A 19,327-nucleotide genomic window follows, 5' to 3' on the forward strand; every position below is an offset into this window, starting at 1 on the left:
GGTGCGGATCCCGCACCACCGGGCCACGCTGGAACCATGACCGATGCGACCCCCGTCATCGAGCCCGGCACCAGCGAAACCCATGGTGACCTGCACACCCTGAGGTTCACGCTACGGCTGCCCCACCCCGTTCCGCGGGTGTGGGCAGCCGTTGCCAGTTCCGGGGGACTGTCCGGCTGGCTCGCCGCCGCCGACCCCTTCGAACCGCGCATGGGCGGAGCGATCACGCTCCGCTGGCTCAACACCGACCAGGAGGACCGGGCCACGGTCGCCCCCGGCACCGTCACCGCCTGGGACGTCGAGCGGGTCGCCGAATACACCCTCGAAGGACTTCACGGCCGCATCCGCTTCCACCTGGAGCCCCCGCGCGGCGACCATGTGCTGCTGCGGTTCACCAATGAGTTCCGCGGCGACGACGAGCTGCGCCTCGACTGCCTGGCGGGCTGGCACGACCACTTCCGCTACCTCGTGGACGCGCTCGACGGATATCCCGCCGACTGGTCGAAGTGGACCCCGGTCCGGTGGGCCGGGCTGCGTGAGGAGTACGTGGCGGCCGAGCGGTGAGAGGTCGCCCGACAGCCTCTGAAGCGGCGTCACGGCGTCACGGCGCCGCGGACGGCAGCAGGCACTTCTCGTCGGGCGGCGTGCCCTCCGGCCAGGCGATCGACACGAACCGCTGACTGGCGTCCTCGGGCGCCAGCTCCACCACCGGAACCGCCTTGTTGTAGGGGTTGCCGTGGTTGTCCAGGCAGATCCAGCCACTGGCCCCCGACACCCGCAGCGAGCCCTTCACCCGTGGCCACTGCTCGCCCACGTCCGCGAGCTGCGGCAGCCCCTTGCCCTCCGGGGTCGCCTGCCGGACGGCCTGCACCGCCAGCGTCATCGCGTCGTGCGCGATGATCACCTGGCCGTCGGTCAGGGCCTGGTGGTCGGTCGGACCGATCGGGCCCGCGGGCTTCCTCGACACCGTGGCCAGCAGATCCAGGAAGGCGCGGTAGTCCGCCGCGGAACCGCCCGTGGTCGCCCGGCCCTTCCTCGTCGCCGCCCAGGCGTCCGGGTGCGCCAGCGAGGCGTAGCGGACGGTCACCTTCCGGCGCAGCGCGCCCCGGTCGAGCTTCTTGTCGCTGCCGAGGTACGAGCCCTCGTCACCGGTCAGGATCGTGAACGCGCGGCTCTGGCAGCCGCGGGCCCCGAGCGCGTTGATGAACTGCCGCAGCTGGACGTGGCGTCCGGCGAAGAACACCGTCTCCGCGTCCGTGTCGCAGATCAGATGCGTGATCTGCTGGAAGGTGTTGGCCGTGGTGCCCTCGTCATTGGGGTCGCTGCGCGAGGTGAACAGCTCCGGCTGGTACCGGGTGCCCTTCACCAGCGAGGTGAAGGCCGCCCGCAGCGTGTCCGTGTAGTGGTCCCCGGTACGGGTGTCCTGCACCAGCAGCGCCTTGTCCTTCTTGACCTGCCCGAAGTGGGCCAGGGCACGCGCCTCGTCCCGGTTGGTCGGCGACACCCGTGCCAGGCCGGGGAACGGATCGCCCTTCGCGCCGTTGGCGATGTCGTCGGCCGTGATCGTGGTGCCGACGACCGCGATGTGCGCGGCGGTCAGCTCCTTGACCGCCGACTTGACCTGCGTGCTGCTGGTGGCGACCCCGGACACGGCCCGCAGGTTGTCCGGGGCCCCGGTCATCGTCTTCAGCCGCTCCACGGCCGGCCGCCACAGCAGATTGTTCTTCCCGGTGTTGGCGAGCACCAGTCGGATCTGCGGCACCTGCTCGTTGGAGAGGTGGTTGGCCCGGTACTGCTCGGCGAAGGCGCCCTGCAGCTCGCGCTGCATCTTCGTCTGCATCGCCTCGTCCGTCGACGTCAGCGGCAGCAGCAGCGCGACCGTCGCGTACCGGCCGGGCTTGAGGGTGTCGTTCTCCCGGGCGATGGCCGCGGCGACCTCGGTCAGCTTCGGCCGCCCGAAGTCGTAGCCGTCGCCGGAGACGCCGATGCACTCGTCACTGCCCTGCGGCCGCTCGACCCCCTTCGCGCAGGAGCGGTCCTCGGGGGCGGTGAGCCGGCCGATGCCGTACCAGCCGGACGTGATCAGCAGGGCGGCGACCACCACCGAGGTGACGATCTTCTGCCGTGCCGTGTACCAGAGGCGGTAGCGCAGTGGATTACGCATCCGGGCCACCGTTCCCCCGCCGTGGCCCCGGCCCGCTGTCGCCCGCGTCCGGTTCTCCCGGTGGCATGGACAGCGGACGCCAGGCCCTGATGTCCCGCGGCCAGTGCGTCGCCGCGTCCCACAGCACGCTGTTGCCCGTCGGATGCCTGCCGGACAGTTGTCGCAGTTCGTGCGCCATCTTGTCGATCACCTCTTCGTCCGGCAGGGCCAGCGGATCGGACAGCAGCCATACGCCGTGCAGCAGCCGGCGCAGCTGCACATGGAGCTCCGCGGCCGACGTTTCGAGCCCTCTCGGCACCGCGTTGTCCGCCCGGCCGAGCGCGACCGCGCGCCGCCGGTCGGGGCCGACGGATCCGCGCGTACGCGGGTACGGTGCCGTGGCGATGAAGCGCAGCGAGTCGAGCCACCCCGCCACGTCCGGTTCGTCGAACCGCAGCCGCAGATGCCCCACGCACGCCTCCGCGTCGCCCAGCACCAGCTTCTGGTGCAGCAGATGCGGGACGCTGGGGCAGCGGCCGCCGGGGCCGTACGCCCCGCGCAGCGAGACATGCACCGCCTGCCACACCGCGTAGGACGGATGGTCGCCGTCCTGGAACCGCAGCCGGTGCAGCAGCAGCGACCGCAGCAGCGGATCGGCGACGAAATGACCGGGCCCGACCGGCCAGTCCTCCGCCCGCAGCGCATCGCGCATCCGCAGCGCCACATCGCCGTCCGGCGACCCCCGGCCCAGCCGGCTCTCCGCCAGCAGCCGCGCCGAGTCCTCGCCGTGCGCGGCGGCCAGCACGCCGAGGAAGTCCAGCCGCTGTTCGGGCCCCGGCAGCAGCCGCGCCAGCAGCTCGTCCGCCACCTGCGCGGGCGCCCGGTCCTCGCGCACCTCCACCGTGCAGTCCAGCAGCGATCCGGGCACCAGTGACGCGGGCTCCGGCGCCTCGCCCGCCGCCAGCGCCAGCAGCTCCACCGCCAGCGGACGCCCGCCCGTCAGCCGGTGCACCCCACGGGCCAGCCCGGCCGGGATACGGCCCGCCCGGTCGTGCCGGTCGAACGCGGAGCGCACCTGCTCCGGGTTGAGCGGAGTCAGCTCCACGGCCAGGATTCCGGACGTCACCCCCGTGCCCCTGGACCAGTGCGAGCCGTGCGCCACCTCCGGGAGCCGTCGGCGCACCGCATGGCTCAGCCCCTCGTGGTCCCGGACCCGCGAGGAGGCGAACACCGCGATCCGGTCGCGCACCCCGGCGGCCCGCTGCCGCAGCAGCGGCTCCAACAGCTGTCGGCCAAGCGGCGTGTGCGCGTTGTCGACGAGCAGCACCGGGCGCCCCCGGCGGGCGCCCCAGGCCAGGCCCCCGTACGCCGCGACCAGGTCCGCGGCCAGCGCGAGCACCAGATGGTCCTCGGCCCGGCGGCGCAGATCGCCGCCGCGCTCGAAGTCGACCGCCAGTTGCCGCAGCCCGATCCGGCCGTTGCCGCCCGCGTGCGGATAGCTGCCGTACCAGTCCGCCGATCGACGCTGGAAGCGGCTGAACGATTCCTCCAGGACCGTTTCGACCGTGGCCTCCGCGATCATCCCGGCCATCGGGGCCACCGAGTCGAAGGCGCTGGCGGCCAGCTTCGTCAGCACCTTGGTGACCCAGCCGGTCGCCGCGTCCCCGCGGCCGTCGACGGTCGCCAGCATCGGACCGAGCGACTGAAGGTCCCGCCGTGCCCGCGTCTCGTCCTCGCGGGTCCAGGAGATGGAGGCGACCGCCACGAGCCCGAGGCTCAGCCGGGGGAACTGCACCGGACGCGCGGCGTGCACCTTGGCCGTCAGCTGGGTGGCGAGCTCCGGCAGCGCCCCGGTGACCGGGGTCCAGCCGGGCCCCGCGTCCTCGGGTGCCACGACGGCCTCGCAGTCGACGAGGGCGACCGGGGTGATCTCCCGGTACAGATGGCGCAGTTGTTTGAGGACGGCCGTCTTGCCCATGCCCCGGCCGCCGGTCAGCACGGCGACCGGCGGATCGTCGCGGTGCTCGTAGACGACCCGGGCGGAGCCGTACGGAGTGAGGCCGGTCAGGCGCGCCGCAAGTCCGTCGTTGCCGAAGATCGCCTCGCGCCCGTACAGCTCTCTCTCCACAGCACCCCCAGCATCGACGCCCCATCCGATCTGGCACACCGTCAACACGAGGATATCGCCCGGGAGTTGGGGAGTGGAGAGGATTTTCGAACGTTCCGAGGTGGTGTGGGGCGGGGATCAGCCGGCGCCGATGTCCTCGTTCCAGAGGGCGGGGTGGTCGCGTACGAAGTCCCGCATGAGCGCCACGCATTCGGCGTCGTCGAGCAGCACGATCTCCACTCCGTGCCGGGCCAGCCAGTCGTGCCCGCCGTGGAACGTCCGCGCCTCGCCGATCACCACCCGCGAGATCCCGAACTGCCGAACGAGGCCGCTGCAGTACCAGCACGGGGAGAGCGTCGTCACCATCGTCGTACCGCGGTACGAGCGCTGCCGCCCGGCCGCGCGGAAGGCCGCCGTCTCCGCGTGCAGGGACGGATCACCGTCCTGGACGCGGCGGTTGCGGCCCCGGCCGAGCAGGGTGCCGTCCGGTCCGTAGAGGGCCGCGCCGATGGGCACACCGCCCTCGGCGAGACCGGTGCGGGCCTCGGCGAGGGCGGTGGCGAGCATGGTGGCGTCGTTCATGTGTCCTGGCCCGGTGGCTACTCGCCCGAGGGGCTCGGGCTCTCCCCGCTCTCGCGGCGCTTCAGCTCCTCCTCGCGGCGGCGCAGATCCGCCTCCCAGTCCTTGAGGAGCGACTCGTCCTTCTTGTTCTCGTCCTTCAGCGCCTTCAGGAACTCCGGGTTGTCGTCCGGCGCCACCCACTGCGAGCGGTGGTTGCGGTGCCATTCGGACGGTGTACGGCCTCCGGCGGGCGCGTGGCGCATCTTGCCCGCGGCCAGCCAGACGATCGGGCCGACGATCCAGAACAGCAGGATGATGAAGACCCAGGCGATCTTCGGCAGGTGCTTGGCCTCGTCCTCGGGGGTGTTCAGGCAGTCGATGAACGCGTAGATCGTCAGTGCCAGAGGCAGGAGATAGATCAGGGCCCGGAACATGATGGAAAGGTCCCCCTGCGGAGAGTTGGCGGGGCTTGTCCCGCCCCGGTTCGGGCCCAGAGTAGCCGGTGTCCGTGACATATCACGGCGAGCGGGGTGAACCGGCGGCGAGCGGGCGGGGTCGCCTGATTCCGGGTGTGCGAGGACAGGGCCCGGGGTGGGGTGGGGGAGCCCCGGCGGCCGCGGCGGGCGGGGATGACAAACTGGACGGCATGGCTTACGACGATCTTCGTTCCCTCCTCCGGGCCCTGGAGCGCGAGGGCGAGCTCAAGCGCATCAAGGCCGAGGTCGACCCCTACCTGGAGGTCGGCGAGATCGTCGACCGGGTGAACAAGGCGGGCGGCCCGGCGCTGCTCTTCGAGAACGTCAAGGGGTCCTCGATGCCCCTGGCCATGAATGTCTTCGGGACCGACAAGCGGCTGCTCAAGGCGCTCGGGCTGAAGTCCTACGCCGACATCAGCGACAAGATCGGCGGGCTGCTCAAGCCGGAGCTGCCGCACGGCTTCGTCGGGGTGCGGGAGGCCTTCGGCAAGCTCGGCTCGATGGTGCACGTGCCGCCGAAGAAGGTGAAGCAGGAGAGCGCCCCGGTGCAGGAGGTCGTCCTCACCGGCGACGACGTGGACCTGGACCTGCTGCCCGCGCTCTTCACCTGGCCCGAGGACGGCGGCTCCTTCTTCAACCTGGGGCTCACGCACACCAAGCACCCGGAGACCGGCGTACGGAACCTGGGGCTGTACCGGCTCCAGCGCCACGACCGCCGCACCATCGGGATGCACTGGCAGATCCACAAGGACAGCCGCAACCACTACCAGGTCGCCGCCAAGCGCGGCGAGCGGCTGCCGGTCGCCATCGCGTTCGGCGCGCCGCCCGCGGTGACGTACGCCTCCACCGCGCCGCTGCCGGGGGACATCGACGAGTACCTCTTCGCCGGGTTCATCCAGGGCAAGCGGATCGAGATGGTCGACTGCAAGACCGTGCCGCTCCAGGTACCGGCGCAGGCGGAAGTGGTCATCGAGGGGTGGCTGGAGCCCGGGGAGATGCTTCCCGAGGGGCCGTTCGGCGACCACACCGGCTTCTACACGCCGCAGGAACCGTTCCCCGCACTGACCATCGACTGCGTGACCATGCGGAAGCGTCCGCTGCTCCAGTCGATCGTGGTGGGCCGGCCGCCGACCGAGGACGGGCCGCTGGGACGCGCCACCGAGCGGTTCTTCCTGCCGCTCCTCAAGATCATCGTGCCGGACATCGTGGACTACCACCTGCCGGAGGCGGGCGGCTTCCACAACTGCGCGATCGTCTCGATCGACAAGAAGTACCCGAAGCACGCCCAGAAGGTGATGAGCGCCATCTGGGGTGCGCACATGATGTCGCTGACCAAGCTGATCGTGGTCGTGGACTCCGACTGCGACGTCCACGATCTGCACGAGGTGGCGTGGCGGGCCCTCGGCAATACGGACTACGCGCGCGACCTGACAGTCACCGAGGGTCCCGTCGACCATCTCGACCATGCCTCCTACCAGCAGTTCTGGGGCGGCAAGGCGGGCATCGACGCGACGAAGAAGTGGCCCGAGGAGGGCTACACCCGGGACGGGGGCTGGCCGGACATGGTCGAGTCCGACCCGGAGACGGCGGCGAAGGTCGACCGCCGGTGGAAGGAATACGGACTGTGAGCGCCGCCGAAGCAGCAGTGGGCTCAGGGCCCGTACATCCGAACAGCAAGGTCAAGGCGTTCCTGCGGCTCGTGATGATCGAGCACTCGGTCTTCGCGCTGCCCTTCGCTTACATCGCCGCCCTGACCGCGATGTTCCAGGCGGACAAGTCCATCCACTGGGGCACCCTGCTGCTCGTCACGGTCGCGATGGTGGGGCTGCGGACGTTCGCGATGGCCTGCAACCGGATCATCGACCGGGAGATCGACGCCCGTAACCCGCGCACCGCGAGCCGGGAGCTGGTCACCGGGGCGGTCTCGGTGAAGTCGGCGTGGACGGGGGCGCTGGTCGCCGTCGTCCTCTTTCTCGGCGCCGCCGCGCTGCTGAACCCGCTCTGTCTGGCGCTCGCGCCGGCCGCCGTCGTGCCGATGGTGGTCTATCCGTACGGGAAGCGGTTCACCCACTACCCGCACGCCATCCTCGGTGTCGCGCAGGCCATAGGGCCGATCGGCGCCTGGCTGGCGGTGACCGGCAGCTGGTCGTGGGACGCGGTGATCCTCGGCCTCGCGGTCGGGATCTGGATCGGCGGCTTCGACCTGATCTTCGGCTGCCAGGACGTCCAGGCGGACCGGGCGCACGGGGTGCTCTCGGTGCCGGCCCGGTTCGGCATCCCGGCCGCGCTGTGGGGCGCGCGGGTCTGCCACGCGGTGACGACCGGGCTGCTGGTCTGGTTCGGGCTGGCCACGGAGGCCGGGCTGTTCTACTGGATCGGCATGGCGATCGTCGCCGTCGCGTTCGTGTACGAGCACCGGGTGGTGCGGCCGCACGATCTGTCCCGGCTGAACCGGGCGTTCTTCTCGGTCAACGGGTTCATCGGGATCGCCCTGTTCGCGTGTGCGCTGCTGGACCTGTTGGCGCGGGGCCTGACCGTCTGAGCCTGCCCGGGGTCGTGTCCGGCGGAGCCAGGACCTCGTCCTCGACGGGCGGCTGCCCCGGGCGCGGGCGAGGCGGGTCGGGGAGGCGTGTCACCTGTTGTGGTCAAGGACCGCCGCGTTACGGGTCGGTCCCAGTGGGCTGCGGGCGTCGACAGGTGCGCAACGGTGGCGGGAACCGCCGTTCCGGTCGGCCGACGGCGTGTTCCGGCGCGGTGCGGCGCGCCGTGTCCGGCCCTTGTTTCCCTTGCCGGGCGGCGGCAGGGAGCGGGTGCGGCAGGGGGCGGGTGCGGGCGGGGCATGCCCGGTGGTGGTGCGCATTGTGCCCGGCTGTGCGTGTAACAGGGGTGTATTAGCGGGTGGTTGGGCGGAACGACTTGCCGGGCCGGGCGGCTCTTGGTGATCAGAAACGCTCGCTCGTACCGACCGTGCCGAGCGGCCGACACCCCCCACCGACACTGAGGAAGAAACGATGCGCGTACGCAAGCTCACCTTCGCCGCCCTGGCCGTTGTCGCCGGTCTCTCGCTCACGGCCTGCCAGGACGGCGAGGACGACCTGGGACAGGTCGCCCCGTCGTCCGCGTCCAGCGCGTCTTCCGCGAGCGGCGGTTCGGGCTCGGGCGGTACGGACCAGGACGGCGGCAAGGACTCCGCCGGAAAGGGGTCCGGCGGGCAGGGCACGGCCGCCGGGACCGGCTCCAGCGAGAACGGCAAGGTCGGCAAGTGCCGCACCGACGACCTGAACATCACCGCGTCGGACAGCACCATCGGCGGCGACACCGAGGGCACCGTCGCGGTGGAGTTCAAGAACGGCGGCGGCCGGGACTGCGTGCTCTCCGGGTACGCGGGCGTCGACCTGAAGACCAGCGCGGGGTCGCTGTCCGCGGAGCGCACCGGTGAGAAGGCCACCCCGATGACCCTCAAGGACGGGGAATCGGTGTACTTCGGCATCAACTATCCGCTCAACAAGTCGGGCGGCTCCGGCGTCCGCATCACGGCCCTGGTGGTGACTCCGCCGGACGAGACGAAGTCGTTCTCCCTCGAATGGCCGGGTGCCGCCACGCTGCCCGCCACGGACGGCTCCGGCTCCCAGGTGAAGGTCGGCCCGATGGGGAGCGCCGGTCAGGGCGAGGGCTGACCCGCACGCCACGGGATCCGTCCGGGGGATCATGGGCGGAGCCGGAAGAGGACGGCTGCCCGACGGCGGCGGACGCGGCTCCGGAAGCGACCACTCGCGATGCGCCGGATCCCCCGGCCCGTACCCGAACCGAGGACTGGCCGGTCAGAAAGTCACATGACCGGCCGGGCAGGCGGCACCGTGCTCCGGCCACGCGTGGGGCGGCGGAAGACGAACGCCGCCGCCACGCCCGCCGCCAGCCCGAACAGATGGCCCTGCCAGCTGACCGCGGTGTTGGCGGGGGAGAGCCCCACCAGGATCGACGAGCCCCATATCGCGCCGACCACCAGACCGGCGGCGATGTCGAGCGCCCTGCGGTCGACGAACCCCCGGACGAGCAGATAGCCGAAGAGGCCGAAAACCAGCCCGGACGCGCCCGCCGTGTTGGAACCGTCCGGTGAGACCAGCCAGACGCCGAGCCCGTCGACCACGATGATCATCGCGGCCACGGCGGCGAATCTGCGGACGCCGCTCAGCGCCGCCAGGAAGCCGAAGACCAGCAGCGGCACGCTGTTGGAGGCGACATGGCCGAATCCGAAGTGGATGAAGGACGCGGGCACCACGTCCAGCAGCTCGCCGGCCCGGCGGGGCTCTATCCCGAACGTGTCCAGCGAGTTGCCGGTAGCGGCGTCGACGACTTCGAGCAGCCAGAGGAACGCGACCCAGCCCAGCATCACCTTGGCCGCGGTCTTCGCGCGGCTTCCCGCACTCCACGCCGGCGCGGATCGATCCGAAGATGCGGCCATCGTGCCCCCCTGCCGTCCCCTGCCGTCCCTGTTCCCACCCCTGGAACGCCTGAGGCACCGTACTCGGTTCCGGTTTCGTACCGCCGGATAGGCTCAGGAGTGTGGATTCCGGGACTTCAGTGAGTCAGCACCAGCGGCAGCCTTGGATTGTCGGGGTTTCAGGCGCTTCGGGCACCCCATTCGCCGCTGCGGTACTGCGCGGTCTGCTGGCCGCGGGGGAGAGTGTCGATCTGGTGGTGAGCCGGGCCTCGCGGCTGACGCTGCTGGACGAGACCGGGATCGCGTACCGCGACGGGCACTGGCAGGAGGACCTGCGCAGCTGGCTGGCGCGCGGGGCGGACGGCAAGCCGCACACCTTCGACGTGGACGTCGAGGGCGTACGGCACTGGGCGGCCGGTGATCTCGGAGCGGGACCTTCCTCGGGTTCGTACCCGGCGAAGGGGATGCTGATCGTCCCGGCCTCGACGGCCTGTGTGGCCGGGGTGGCGCTCGGGCTCTCGAAGGATCTGCTCCAGCGGGCCGCGAGCGTGACGCTCAAGGAGCGGCGGAAGCTGGTCGTCGCGGTGCGGGAGACTCCGCTGAACGGGCAGACGCTGAAGCATCTGGTGAGCCTGGACGAGGCGGGCGCCGTGGTGCTGCCCGCCTCTCCGGCGTTCTACGCGGGGGCGACGCACATCCAGGATCTGGTGGACTTCGTCGCCGGGCGGGTGCTGGACGCGGCGGGCGTGCCGCACGACCTGTACCGCCGGTGGGAGGGGGAGCTCGGTGGCGGCTCCCGCGACTCCCGTGGCTGAGTCCGTGGTCAGCGCTTCTTCATGGCGCGCGGCTTGCGGGTCCGGTCGACCCGGTGCGCGGCGGCGGGCTGGTGGGCACGCGAGCGGTTGGCCAGGTCCTGCAGCTCGCGCATCCGGGCGTAGGCCATCTCGATCGTGTACACGGTGTTTTCACTCCTGAAGATTCGAAAGCATTTTTTGGATGTTCGGAAAGATTTGCAGGCAGTGAAGCCTGCATGCCTTAGATTCTACACGTAAACTCGCGATACTGCTGAACAATGGAAGGTTTCAGTCACATGGACGCGGTGGACAGGCAGCTCATCCAGGCCCTCAGGGAGAACGGCAGGGCCTCGTACGCCGAGCTGGGACGGCTCGTGGGGCTCTCCGGGCCCAGCGTCACCGACCGCATCAACCGGCTGGAAACCGCCGGTGTCATCACCGGCTACCGCGCCACCGTCGACGCCGCGTCCCTGGGGCTCGGGGTCACAGCCCTGATCGGTATCTCGCTCTCCGACGCGGCCGATCACGAGGACGTGGCGCGTCGGCTGAAGGACCTCGCGGAGATCGAGGACGCCTGGTTCATCGCGGGCGACGACTCGTACATGCTCAAGGTGCGCGTCGGTGACGTGGACGGCCTGGAGAAGACCATCCGCCGGCTCAGCGGTACGAGGGGCGTCTCGCGCACCCGTACCACGATCGTGCTCTCCACCAAGTGGGAGAACCGGGTCGGGGAACTTCCCGACGAGTCGTAGGCGTAACGTGGTGGAGCCCCCGGGTGACCGGGGGTTTCGCCCGGTATCACCTGTCACCGGGAAACGCACTGCACGTCGACAACTGGGAGGCAGCCGCATGGACGTCGGGCTCAAGCGCGAGCTGGAGGAGAAGGTCCGCGCAGGGGAGCGGCTGACCCGTGAGGACGGCATCGCCCTCTACGAGTCGGACGATCTGGCCTGGCTCGGCGGTCTCGCCCACGAGGTGCGGACGCGCAAGAACGGTGACGTCGTGCACTTCAACGTCAACCGGCACCTCAACATGACCAATGTGTGCACCGCGTCGTGCGCCTACTGCTCGTTCCAGCGCAAGCCGGGTGAGAAGGACGCGTACACCATGCGCATCGAGGAGGCCGTCCGCCTCGCGAAGGCGATGGAGGGCGAGAACCTCACCGAGCTGCACATCGTCAACGGGCTGCACCCCACCCTGCCGTGGCGCTACTACCCGCGCTCGCTGAGCGCGCTGAAGGAAGCCCTGCCGCAGGTCTCCCTCAAGGCGTTCACCGCCACCGAGATCCACCACTTCGAGACCATCTCCGGGCTCTCGGCCTCCGAGATCCTGGACGAGCTGATCGAGGCCGGCCTGGAGTCGCTGACCGGCGGCGGCGCGGAGATCTTCGACTGGGAGGTCCGCCAGCACATCGTGGACCACGCCACCCACTGGGAGGACTGGTCGCGCATCCACCGCCTGGCGCACGAGAAGGGGCTCAAGACCCCGGCGACCATGTTGTACGGGCACATCGAGGAGCCCCGGCACCGCGTCGACCACGTGCTGCGGCTGCGTGAGCTCCAGGACGAGACCGGCGGCTTCCAGGTCTTCATCCCGCTGCGCTACCAGCACGACTTCGTGGACATGAAGGACGGCAAGGTCCGCAACAGGCTCCAGGCGCGGACGACGATGGCGACCGGCGCCGAGGCGCTGAAGACCTTCGCGGTCTCGCGGCTGCTCTTCGACAACGTCCCGCACGTCAAGGTCTTCTGGGTGATGCACGGTGTGCAGACCGCCCAGCTCGCGCTCCAGCACGGTGCGGACGACATGGACGGCTCGGTCGTCGAGTACAAGATCACGCACGACGCGGACAACTACGGCACGCCGAACAAGCTCGGCCGCGAGGATCTGCTGGACCTGATCCGCGACGCGGGCTTCCGGCCCGTCGAGCGCAACACCCGGTACGAGATCATCCGCGAGTACCCGGGCCCGGACGCCGGGCGGCGCGAGTCGCCGCAGCCGATGCGCGTCTGACCCGCACGTCGTCAGCAGTCCGGCTGTACGGGAGCCCCGGCCTCAGGCCGGGGCTTTCTCGCGTGCTGGACATGGTTTGAGGCCGCGGGTCGGTAATAGTTAATCTGCACCTATGGTACTTACATTCGAGTGGGACCCCGCGTTCGACCGCGCACTGCGGGACGGCATCGTCGAGCTGTGGACCGATGTCTCCAACGCGGGCGGCGCGGTCGGCTTCGTACCGCCCGTCACGGCCGACGACGTACGGCCCGAGCTGGTCAAGCATCTGGTCGCCATGGCCGAGGGGCGCACCCGCCTGCTGATCGGACGCGACGAGGAGGGCGCCGTCGCGGCCACGGCCTTCCTCGCCCTCAACACCCACCGGCTGATGATCCACTGGCTCTGGCTCTACACGGTGATGGTCCACCCCCGCCATCAGGGCAAGGGGTACGGGCGCGATCTGATGGACGCCGCCGCGCGGGCGGCCCGCGGGATCGACGGGATCGAGGCCGTCCGGCTCACCTGCCGCGGCGGCACCGGCGTCGACCGGTTCTACGCCTCGTGCGGATACAAGGAGGTCGGGCGGGTGCCCGACGCGATCCGGGTGGCCGACGGGGACGACCGCGACGACATCATCATGCTGCTGCCGCTCGGGCACTGAGCCGCGTCCGCCTCCTTTGGCGGAGCCCTCCGAACTGATCGATTCCGGGGCATGCTTCACTGGTCGGGCAGGATCGAAGGACTGTCATGCGTTGAGAGAGAGGCCAACTGTGTCCGCTGCCAAGCCGAGCGCGACGATTCGGTACACCGCGATGCGCCTCAGTATCTTCGTCGGCTGCTTCGTCGTCGCAGCCGTGGCCGTTCACTTCGGCCTGCTGCCCTCCGGGACGAACGGCTCCAATATCGTCTGGGTGATTCTGCTCGCCCTGGTCCTGTCCGCGCCGCTCAGCTATGTGCTGCTGCGCAAGCAGCGCGACGAGATGTCCGAGCAGATCGTGTCCACGGTCGACCGGGCCAAGGAGCGCCTTGAGGCGAACCGCACCCGCGAGGACCACGTCACCCAGTGACGGTGGCGACGGCGTGAGGGCTGCGTAAGGACTACGTAAGCTTCCTCACAGCCGCACAGTTTTCGTTCGAAACCCCAGTACCGGAGCGTCCGCTCCTGTACTGGGGTTTTGTCGTTCCCGCAGGGATCCGGGGCGGGCCGGGGCGTGGTGGCGGCGGTCTCGCTGGCGGGCCGGGGTCAAAGAAGAGCTTTGAGCTTCTCAAAGTTCAAGTGTTAACGTGTTCGACATGAAGACAGCAGTGCGCCATCGATTCGCCGCGAGCGTCCCGCTCGTGGAGCGCCTGCATGTCGATCTCTGCCGCTGTATGTCCGCGGTCTGTTGCCGCAACGTCTGAACGGCACCATGCAGCGGCGCCGCCCCTGACGCGGGCGCCGCACCCCCGTCCCCCGCACAGTCGTCCTCGTGCGCCCCGATGCGTCACATCTGGAGTGTGTCCGTGTCCGCGAACCCCGCGTCCACCGCTGCCGGCAGCCCGTCCGGCTCCGGTTTCCGTATACCCAAGGTCCCGTTCTGGGCCCAGATAGTCGCCGGCCTCGTCCTCGGTGTCGTACTCGGCTGGCTCACGCGTACGTACGACATCGGCTGGCTCTACACCACGCTCGACAAGGTCGGCCACCTCTTCGTCCAGCTGCTGAAGCTGGCCGTCGCGCCCCTCGTCTTCTTCGCGATCCTGGTGTCGATCACCAACCTGCGCAAGGTCAACAACGCCGCCCGGCTGGCCACCCGCACCCTGCTCTGGTTCATGATCACTTCGCTGATCGCGGTCGCCATCGGCCTCGCGATCGGCCTGGTCACCAACCCGGGCTCCGGTACGGGCCTCACGCCGAAGGACGGCAAGCTGCCGGAGCACGCGGGCTCCTGGCTCGACTTCCTGACCGGCATCATCCCGGACAACGTGATCACGCCGTTCACCGAGCTGAACGTGCTCCAGATCGTCTTCATGGCCGCCGTCGCCGGTATCGCCGCGCTCCAGCTCGGCGAGAAGGCCCAGCCGATCCTCACCCTCAGCGAGTCCGTCCTGGAGCTCCTCCAGAAGGCCCTGTGGTGGGTCATCCGCCTCGCCCCCATCGGTACCGTCGGCCTCATCGGCTACGCGATCGCCGACTACGGCTGGGACCTGATCGGCAAGTACGCGACGTTCACCGCCGACGTCTACATCGGCTGCGCCCTGGTGCTGTTCGGTGTGTACCCGCTGCTGCTCGCCACCGTCGCCAAGCTCAGCCCGGTGCAGTTCTTCAAGGGCGCCTGGCCGGCGATCCAGCTGGCCTTCGTCTCCCGCTCCTCGGTCGGCACCATGCCGGTCACCCAGAAGGTCACCGAGCGCCTCGGTGTCCCGAAGGAGTACGCCTCCTTCTCCGTCCCGTTCGGCGCCACCACCAAGATGGACGGCTGCGCCGCGATCTACCCGGCGCTGGCGGCGATCTTCATCGCGCAGATCTTCGACGTGCAGCTGGGTGTCGGTGACTACGTCCTGATCGCGTTCGTCTCGGTGATCGGTTCGGCGGCCACCGCCGGTCTCACCGGTGCCACGGTCATGCTGACCCTCACCCTGTCGACGCTGGGCCTCCCGCTGGAGGGCGTCGGTCTGCTCATGGCCATCGACCCGATCCTGGACATGATGAGGACGGCCACGAACGTGGCAGGTCAGGCGCTGGTCCCGGTGATCGTCGCGGCCCGCGAGAAGATCCTCGACCACGACGCGTACAACTCGGCCTCGTCCTCCCCGGTCGACGGCGACGAGGTGCGCGACACCGAGCCGGAGCGGGTGCCGGTCGCCGCGTAACCGCTCACGCACGACACACGGGAGCGCCCCCGGTCCGCCTTTCGGCAGGGCCGGGGGCGCTCCTGTGCCGTACCGGACGCCCGGGGCGTGCGGCCCCTGCCGCGTACGACGGGGAGGAAACCCCGCGCCGTACCCTTACCGGGGGAGTGGCACACCGGGGGCGGGAGGAAGTCGACGTGGGTGCTGTGAAGAGCAAACGGATGCCGCGGGCCGTGCGCGAGCAGCAGATGATGGACGCCGCCGTGCAGACCTTCGGGCAGCGCGGGTACCGGGCCGCCTCGATGGACGAGATCGCCGAGCTGGCGGGGGTGTCCAAGCCGCTCGTCTACCTGTATCTCAACTCCAAGGAAGAACTCTTCACCGCCTGTATCCGACGCGAGGCGAAAGCGCTGGTCGAAGCGGTGCGGGCGGGGGCGGAGCCGGGGCTTCCGGCCGACCGGCAACTGTGGTCCGGGCTGCGGGCGTTCTTCACGCACACGGCGGAGCATCCGGACGGCTGGGCGGTGCTGCACCGCCAGGCGCGTACGCACGGCGAGCCGTTCGCCGACGAGGTGACGGCGATGCGGGACGAGATCGTTGCATTCGTGACGGAGCTGATCGGGGCTGCGGCGCGCGAGGCGCACCACGATCCGGCGCTGCCCGACCGTGATGTGTCGGGGCTCGCGCAGGCGCTCGTGGGGGCCGCGGAGTCGCTCGCCGGGTGGGCGAACGAGACCCCGGGCGTCTCGGCGAAGGAGGCCGCGGCCACCCTGATGAACTTCTCCTGGGCGGGTCTGGAGAACCTTATGAACGGCCGTCCCTGGCAGCCGCCGAACCCGTCCGCCCGGTGAGGTGGACCCGGCCGGTGCCGCGCAGCTGGAAGCCGGTGGCGTCCGCCGCGTAGGTGACGGTGGCGGGCAGCAGGACGGGGGCCTTGAAGTCGGCCCGCACCCAATGGACTTCATCGGGCCGCGGTGACTCGGCCAGGCAGCGGGCGACGGTCCACATGCCGTGGGCGATGGCCCGGGGGAAACCGAAGAGCCGGGCGGTGAGCGGATACAGGTGGATGGGGTTCCGGTCGCCCGAGGCGGCGCCGTAACGCCGTCCCAGATCGCCGGGCAGCCGCCACTCGGCGACGGCGGGAAGCTCCGCGGCCGGGGTGCCGTGCGCCGATCCGGGCGGCCCGGACGGACGTCCTGCCGGTGGTGTGCTTCTCGGGTGCCGGGAGAGGTAGCCGCTGCGGGACTCCCAGACCAGCTCGCCCGACAGCCGTGCCTCGGTGGCCACCGTGACCTCGGTGCCGCGCCGGTGCGGTGTCAACTCCTGGGCGTACACCGTGAGTTCGAGCATGTCCGTGGGGTGCAGCACCCGGTGCCGGGTGATCTCGATCCAGGTGTGGACGAGCCCGACGACCGGCAGCGGGAACCTCCGGGCGGTCATCAGCCGCATGGCGAGCGGGAAGCCCAGTACGTGTGGGTAGGTGAGCGGCAGCGGGCCCGGGTCGGTGAAGCCGCAGATCCGGTTGTACGAGGCGAGCGGGCCGGCCGCGATCGGTGCGGCCGGGAGCACGGCCCGGTCGGCGGGCAGGGTGGCGCCGGGGTGACCGGCCCTCTTGAACGGGGACGTGACGGTTGCCCGTACAAGTGACACGTTCGGATTCGGCACGGGGTCACGCCCCCAGCAGGCTCTGGCCGCAGACGCGCACGATCTGGCCGTTGACGGCCGTCGAGGCGGGCTGGGCGAACCAGGCGGTCGTCTCGGTGACATCGACCGGGAGGCCACCCTGCGAGAGGGAGTTCATCCGGCGGCCCGCCTCCCGGATGAAGAGGGGGACGGCCGCCGTCATCTTCGTCTCGATGAAGCCGGGGGCCGCCGCGTTGACCGAGACGCCGTGGTCGGCGGCGGCGCGCGGGGCCAGCGAGCGGACGAGTCCGATGATGCCCGCCTTGCTGGCGGCGTAGTTCGTCTGGCCGTTGTTGCCCGCGATGCCGGCGATGGAGGCGGTGGCGACGATCCGGCCGCCGCGGTTGACGGTGCCCGACTTCAGCAGGGCGTCCGTGGTGCGCAGCACGCTGTCGAGGTTCACGTCGAGGACCGAGGCCCAGCGGTCCGCCGGCATGTTGGCGAGGCGGCGGTCGCGGGTGATGCCCGCGTTGTGGACCAGGACGTCGAGACCGTCGGGGGCCGCGGCGGCGATCCGTTCCGCCGCGTCGGCCGCGGTGATGTCCAGCGGCAGGGCGGTGGCGCCGAGCCGGTCGGCGGTGCGGGCCAGCTCGTCCCGTGCCTGCGGGACGTCCAGGCAGGCGACCCGGGCGCCGTCCCGGGCCAGCACCGAGGCGAGCGACCAGCGGCGCAGAGGGGCGGGCTGCGGGAGTCCGAGCCTCCGGGTCGGAAAATGGCCGGGTGCTGTGCCGGTGAAGTGCGGATAGCGGTCGGCCATGGTCCAGACTCCCTGCTCGGTCGCAGATTTACTCCAGAGTAAGGTTACTCAAGAGTCAGGAGTTGGTCGAGATGATCCCCCTCGAACTTCCGCAGCCCCGCAGGGTCGCGGTCATCGGCGGCAGCCGCGTTCCGTTCGCGCGGTCCGACTGCCCGTACGCACAGGGCTCCAACCAGCATGTGCCGATGCGGGAACTCGTCGACGACGACGAGCTGCGCACGGCGCTGCAACGCGCCGTCGACGAGGCCAACCGGCTGGTCTCCCGCGCGGAGTCGATCCGTGAATTGGCCGTCCTGCCGGTGGACTTCACCGAGGAGGGCGGCCATCTGACGCCCTCGCTGAAACTGAAGCGGGACGTGATCGCGCGGGACTTCGAGGAGGAGATCGAGGCGCTGTACCGGAAGTGAGCCGATCCGCCGGAGGCGGCCCCCCGTCCCACCGGCCGTCGGTAGGCTCCCCGTATGGGTGAAGCGTCGGACGACGGGACCGGCTGGGCGGCGACGCGAGCCTGGGTCGGGAAGAACCTGGCGCCGGGGGAGCGGATCGAGGGATCGGAGCGACTGCTCGGCGGATGGAGCTCGCAGATGCGGCGGCTCGACATCTCCGGTCCGCAGGGCGGGCGTTCGCTGGTCCTGCGGTCCTTCGTCAAACCCTTCTACGTACGCCATGCGCCGGGACTGCTCACCCGTGAGGCGGACATTCTGCGGCTGCTGGGCGGCACGGACGTCCCGGCAGCGCGGTGTGTGGCCGTCGACGCCCGGGGCGAACACGGCGACCACCCCTCGCTGTTGATGACCCTGCTGCCGGGCGAGGTACGGGTCGACGACGCCGGGGCGGCGGAGCGCATCGGGCTGCTGGCGGGACAGCTGGCCGGCATCCACCGGATCGCGGTCACCGACCGGACCCGCCCGCGTGACTACGAGGCCTGGACCGCGCCGGACCGGGTGCGGGTGCCCGAGGCCACCGGCCGGCCGCAGCTGTGGCGGCGCGCGGTGGACGTGATCCGCCGCGAACCTCCCGCGTACGTCCCGAAGTTCCTGCACCGTGACTTCCACCCGGGCAATGTGCTCTTCGGCGGCGAGGGGGCGGAGCTGCGGATCAGCGGGGTCGTCGACTGGGTCGAGACCTCTTGGGGCCCGGCCGACCTGGATGTCGCCCACTGCTCGACTGCGCTGGCGCTGCTGCACGGCGTCCCGGCCGGGATGGGCTTCGCCGGGCGGTACGAGGCGGCGGGCGGGCGGTTGGCCGAGAGCGCGGCGGACCACCTGTACTGGCGGCTGCTCGACGCCCTCGCCCACGCCCCGGAGGCGGAGAAGGTGGCGGTCCCGTGGCGGGAGCTGGGACGGACCGATCTGACGCCCGAGGTGCTCACGGAGCGCCTGGAAAACTATGCGGAGAGCCTCCTCGAACAGTTCGACCGATAGGCCTGCCGTCGACGGTCTTCGGCGGGGCGGAACGTTACTGCTGAAGCGGTCCGGCGAAACACCGGACGGTGTCCTTCGGTGCCGCTGTTCCGGCAGTCGCGTAAAACGTCAACACGACGC

19 protein-coding genes and 2 pseudogenes are annotated in these 19,327 nt (G+C 70.5%); 13 read left to right on the forward strand and 8 right to left on the reverse strand.

Annotation, left to right across the window (positions count from 1 at the left end; all coding sequences use genetic code 11):
* Positions 1 to 36: 36 nt before the first annotated feature.
* Positions 37 to 564 carry a hypothetical protein gene (locus OG611_RS10510; RefSeq protein ID WP_266417965.1) on the forward strand — a complete coding sequence of 176 codons (528 nt, stop codon included), beginning with the start codon at positions 37 to 39 and terminating at the stop codon, positions 562 to 564.
* Between the two features lie 37 nt (positions 565 to 601).
* Here the strand turns inward: OG611_RS10510 and OG611_RS10515 are convergent, their stop codons facing one another.
* From OG611_RS10515 to OG611_RS10530, 4 genes are all read right to left on the reverse strand, one after another.
* A complete protein-coding gene (locus OG611_RS10515; protein WP_266417967.1) occupies positions 602 to 2,164 on the reverse strand; it encodes a hypothetical protein in 1,563 nt (520 codons plus the stop codon).
* Positions 2,157 to 4,271: a hypothetical protein gene (locus OG611_RS10520; protein ID WP_266417971.1), complete on the reverse strand. Its 2,115-nt coding sequence runs from the start codon at positions 4,269 to 4,271 to the stop codon at positions 2,157 to 2,159. The genes OG611_RS10515 and OG611_RS10520 overlap by 8 nt, the downstream gene beginning before the upstream one ends.
* A 117-nt stretch (positions 4,272 to 4,388) precedes the next feature.
* The gene (locus tag OG611_RS10525; RefSeq protein WP_266417975.1) at positions 4,389 to 4,832 is read right to left on the reverse strand and encodes a nucleoside deaminase; all 444 of its coding nucleotides are present in this window, start codon (positions 4,830 to 4,832) and stop codon (positions 4,389 to 4,391) included.
* Between the two features lie 17 nt (positions 4,833 to 4,849).
* Positions 4,850 to 5,245, reverse strand: a complete 396-nt coding sequence (locus tag OG611_RS10530) for a PLD nuclease N-terminal domain-containing protein (RefSeq protein ID WP_266417979.1) — start codon at positions 5,243 to 5,245, stop codon at positions 4,850 to 4,852.
* 212 nt (positions 5,246 to 5,457) lie between these two features.
* Here OG611_RS10530 and OG611_RS10535 point away from each other — a divergent pair, with 212 nt between their 5' ends.
* From OG611_RS10535 to OG611_RS10545, 3 genes are all read left to right on the forward strand, one after another.
* Positions 5,458 to 6,915, forward strand: coding sequence for a menaquinone biosynthesis decarboxylase (locus tag OG611_RS10535; protein WP_266417983.1), 1,458 nt, complete (start codon positions 5,458 to 5,460; stop codon positions 6,913 to 6,915).
* The gene (gene mqnP, locus OG611_RS10540) at positions 6,912 to 7,829 is read left to right on the forward strand and encodes a menaquinone biosynthesis prenyltransferase MqnP (RefSeq protein WP_266417987.1); all 918 of its coding nucleotides are present in this window, start codon (positions 6,912 to 6,914) and stop codon (positions 7,827 to 7,829) included. The genes OG611_RS10535 and mqnP overlap by 4 nt, the downstream gene beginning before the upstream one ends.
* Before the next feature lie 469 nt (positions 7,830 to 8,298).
* Positions 8,299 to 8,964: a DUF4232 domain-containing protein gene (locus OG611_RS10545; RefSeq protein ID WP_266417991.1), complete on the forward strand. Its 666-nt coding sequence runs from the start codon at positions 8,299 to 8,301 to the stop codon at positions 8,962 to 8,964.
* 152 nt (positions 8,965 to 9,116) lie between these two features.
* On the opposite strand, the gene OG611_RS10550 is transcribed toward OG611_RS10545, so the two are convergent.
* A complete protein-coding gene (locus OG611_RS10550) occupies positions 9,117 to 9,749 on the reverse strand; it encodes a rhomboid family intramembrane serine protease (RefSeq protein WP_266417995.1) in 633 nt (210 codons plus the stop codon).
* A gap of 119 nt (positions 9,750 to 9,868) precedes the next feature.
* On the opposite strand from OG611_RS10550, the gene OG611_RS10555 reads away from it, so the two are divergent.
* A complete protein-coding gene (locus OG611_RS10555; protein ID WP_266417997.1) occupies positions 9,869 to 10,543 on the forward strand; it encodes a UbiX family flavin prenyltransferase in 675 nt (224 codons plus the stop codon).
* A gap of 8 nt (positions 10,544 to 10,551) precedes the next feature.
* On the opposite strand, the gene OG611_RS10560 is transcribed toward OG611_RS10555, so the two are convergent.
* Positions 10,552 to 10,686, reverse strand: coding sequence for a hypothetical protein (locus tag OG611_RS10560; protein ID WP_256260259.1), 135 nt, complete (start codon positions 10,684 to 10,686; stop codon positions 10,552 to 10,554).
* 132 nt (positions 10,687 to 10,818) lie between these two features.
* On the opposite strand from OG611_RS10560, the gene OG611_RS10565 reads away from it, so the two are divergent.
* The 6 genes from OG611_RS10565 (at position 10,819) to OG611_RS10590 (ending at position 16,194) form a co-directional block, all read left to right on the forward strand.
* Positions 10,819 to 11,274: an Lrp/AsnC family transcriptional regulator gene (locus tag OG611_RS10565; protein ID WP_266418001.1), complete on the forward strand. Its 456-nt coding sequence runs from the start codon at positions 10,819 to 10,821 to the stop codon at positions 11,272 to 11,274.
* 97 nt (positions 11,275 to 11,371) lie between these two features.
* Positions 11,372 to 12,535: an aminofutalosine synthase MqnE gene (mqnE, locus tag OG611_RS10570; RefSeq protein WP_266418005.1), complete on the forward strand. Its 1,164-nt coding sequence runs from the start codon at positions 11,372 to 11,374 to the stop codon at positions 12,533 to 12,535.
* Positions 12,536 to 12,647: 112 nt separating this feature from the next.
* Positions 12,648 to 13,175 (forward strand): GNAT family N-acetyltransferase, encoded by a 528-nt coding sequence (locus tag OG611_RS10575; RefSeq protein WP_266418009.1) that lies wholly within the window; start codon positions 12,648 to 12,650, stop codon positions 13,173 to 13,175.
* Between the two features lie 151 nt (positions 13,176 to 13,326).
* Positions 13,327 to 13,581 (forward strand): DUF4229 domain-containing protein, encoded by a 255-nt coding sequence (locus OG611_RS10580; protein WP_266418013.1) that lies wholly within the window; start codon positions 13,327 to 13,329, stop codon positions 13,579 to 13,581.
* A 436-nt stretch (positions 13,582 to 14,017) separates the two neighbouring features.
* Positions 14,018 to 15,364, forward strand: coding sequence for a dicarboxylate/amino acid:cation symporter (locus OG611_RS10585; RefSeq protein ID WP_266418017.1), 1,347 nt, complete (start codon positions 14,018 to 14,020; stop codon positions 15,362 to 15,364).
* A gap of 200 nt (positions 15,365 to 15,564) precedes the next feature.
* Positions 15,565 to 16,194 (forward strand): TetR/AcrR family transcriptional regulator, encoded by a 630-nt coding sequence (locus OG611_RS10590; protein ID WP_266425735.1) that lies wholly within the window; start codon positions 15,565 to 15,567, stop codon positions 16,192 to 16,194.
* On the opposite strand, the gene OG611_RS10595 is transcribed toward OG611_RS10590, so the two are convergent.
* Positions 16,148 to 17,008 (reverse strand): MaoC/PaaZ C-terminal domain-containing protein, encoded by an 861-nt coding sequence (locus OG611_RS10595; RefSeq protein WP_266418021.1) that lies wholly within the window; start codon positions 17,006 to 17,008, stop codon positions 16,148 to 16,150. The two genes, OG611_RS10590 and OG611_RS10595, sit on opposite strands and share 47 nt — an antisense overlap.
* Before the next feature lie 4 nt (positions 17,009 to 17,012).
* Positions 17,013 to 17,687 (reverse strand): annotated as a pseudogene (locus OG611_RS10600) (SDR family oxidoreductase); the annotation flags it as partial.
* Positions 17,688 to 17,962: 275 nt separating this feature from the next.
* On the opposite strand from OG611_RS10600, the pseudogene OG611_RS10605 reads away from it, so the two are divergent.
* Positions 17,963 to 18,190 (forward strand): annotated as a pseudogene (locus OG611_RS10605) (long-chain fatty acid--CoA ligase); the annotation flags it as partial.
* A gap of 54 nt (positions 18,191 to 18,244) precedes the next feature.
* Positions 18,245 to 19,207, forward strand: coding sequence for a phosphotransferase family protein (locus tag OG611_RS10610; RefSeq protein ID WP_266418023.1), 963 nt, complete (start codon positions 18,245 to 18,247; stop codon positions 19,205 to 19,207).
* Positions 19,208 to 19,327: the final 120 nt, after the last annotated feature.

The sequence above is a fragment of the Streptomyces sp. NBC_01363 genome (genome assembly GCF_026340595.1).
GTDB lineage: Bacteria > Actinomycetota > Actinomycetes > Streptomycetales > Streptomycetaceae > Streptomyces.

Coding starts and splice junctions, on each gene's coding strand:
- OG611_RS10515 (WP_266417967.1), bottom strand. CDS start 2,164: ATGCGTAATCCACTGCGCTACCGCCTCTGGTACACGGCACGGCAGAAG.
- OG611_RS10610 (WP_266418023.1), top strand. CDS start 18,245: ATGGGTGAAGCGTCGGACGACGGGACCGGCTGGGCGGCGACGCGAGCC.
- OG611_RS10575 (WP_266418009.1), top strand. CDS start 12,648: ATGGTACTTACATTCGAGTGGGACCCCGCGTTCGACCGCGCACTGCGG.
- OG611_RS10580 (WP_266418013.1), top strand. CDS start 13,327: ATGCGCCTCAGTATCTTCGTCGGCTGCTTCGTCGTCGCAGCCGTGGCC.
- OG611_RS10545 (WP_266417991.1), top strand. CDS start 8,299: ATGCGCGTACGCAAGCTCACCTTCGCCGCCCTGGCCGTTGTCGCCGGT.
- OG611_RS10590 (WP_266425735.1), top strand. CDS start 15,565: ATGCCGCGGGCCGTGCGCGAGCAGCAGATGATGGACGCCGCCGTGCAG.
- OG611_RS10530 (WP_266417979.1), bottom strand. CDS start 5,245: ATGTTCCGGGCCCTGATCTATCTCCTGCCTCTGGCACTGACGATCTAC.
- mqnE (WP_266418005.1), top strand. CDS start 11,372: ATGGACGTCGGGCTCAAGCGCGAGCTGGAGGAGAAGGTCCGCGCAGGG.
- OG611_RS10550 (WP_266417995.1), bottom strand. CDS start 9,749: ATGGCCGCATCTTCGGATCGATCCGCGCCGGCGTGGAGTGCGGGAAGC.
- OG611_RS10510 (WP_266417965.1), top strand. CDS start 37: ATGACCGATGCGACCCCCGTCATCGAGCCCGGCACCAGCGAAACCCAT.
- OG611_RS10535 (WP_266417983.1), top strand. CDS start 5,458: ATGGCTTACGACGATCTTCGTTCCCTCCTCCGGGCCCTGGAGCGCGAG.
- OG611_RS10565 (WP_266418001.1), top strand. CDS start 10,819: ATGGACGCGGTGGACAGGCAGCTCATCCAGGCCCTCAGGGAGAACGGC.
- OG611_RS10525 (WP_266417975.1), bottom strand. CDS start 4,832: ATGAACGACGCCACCATGCTCGCCACCGCCCTCGCCGAGGCCCGCACC.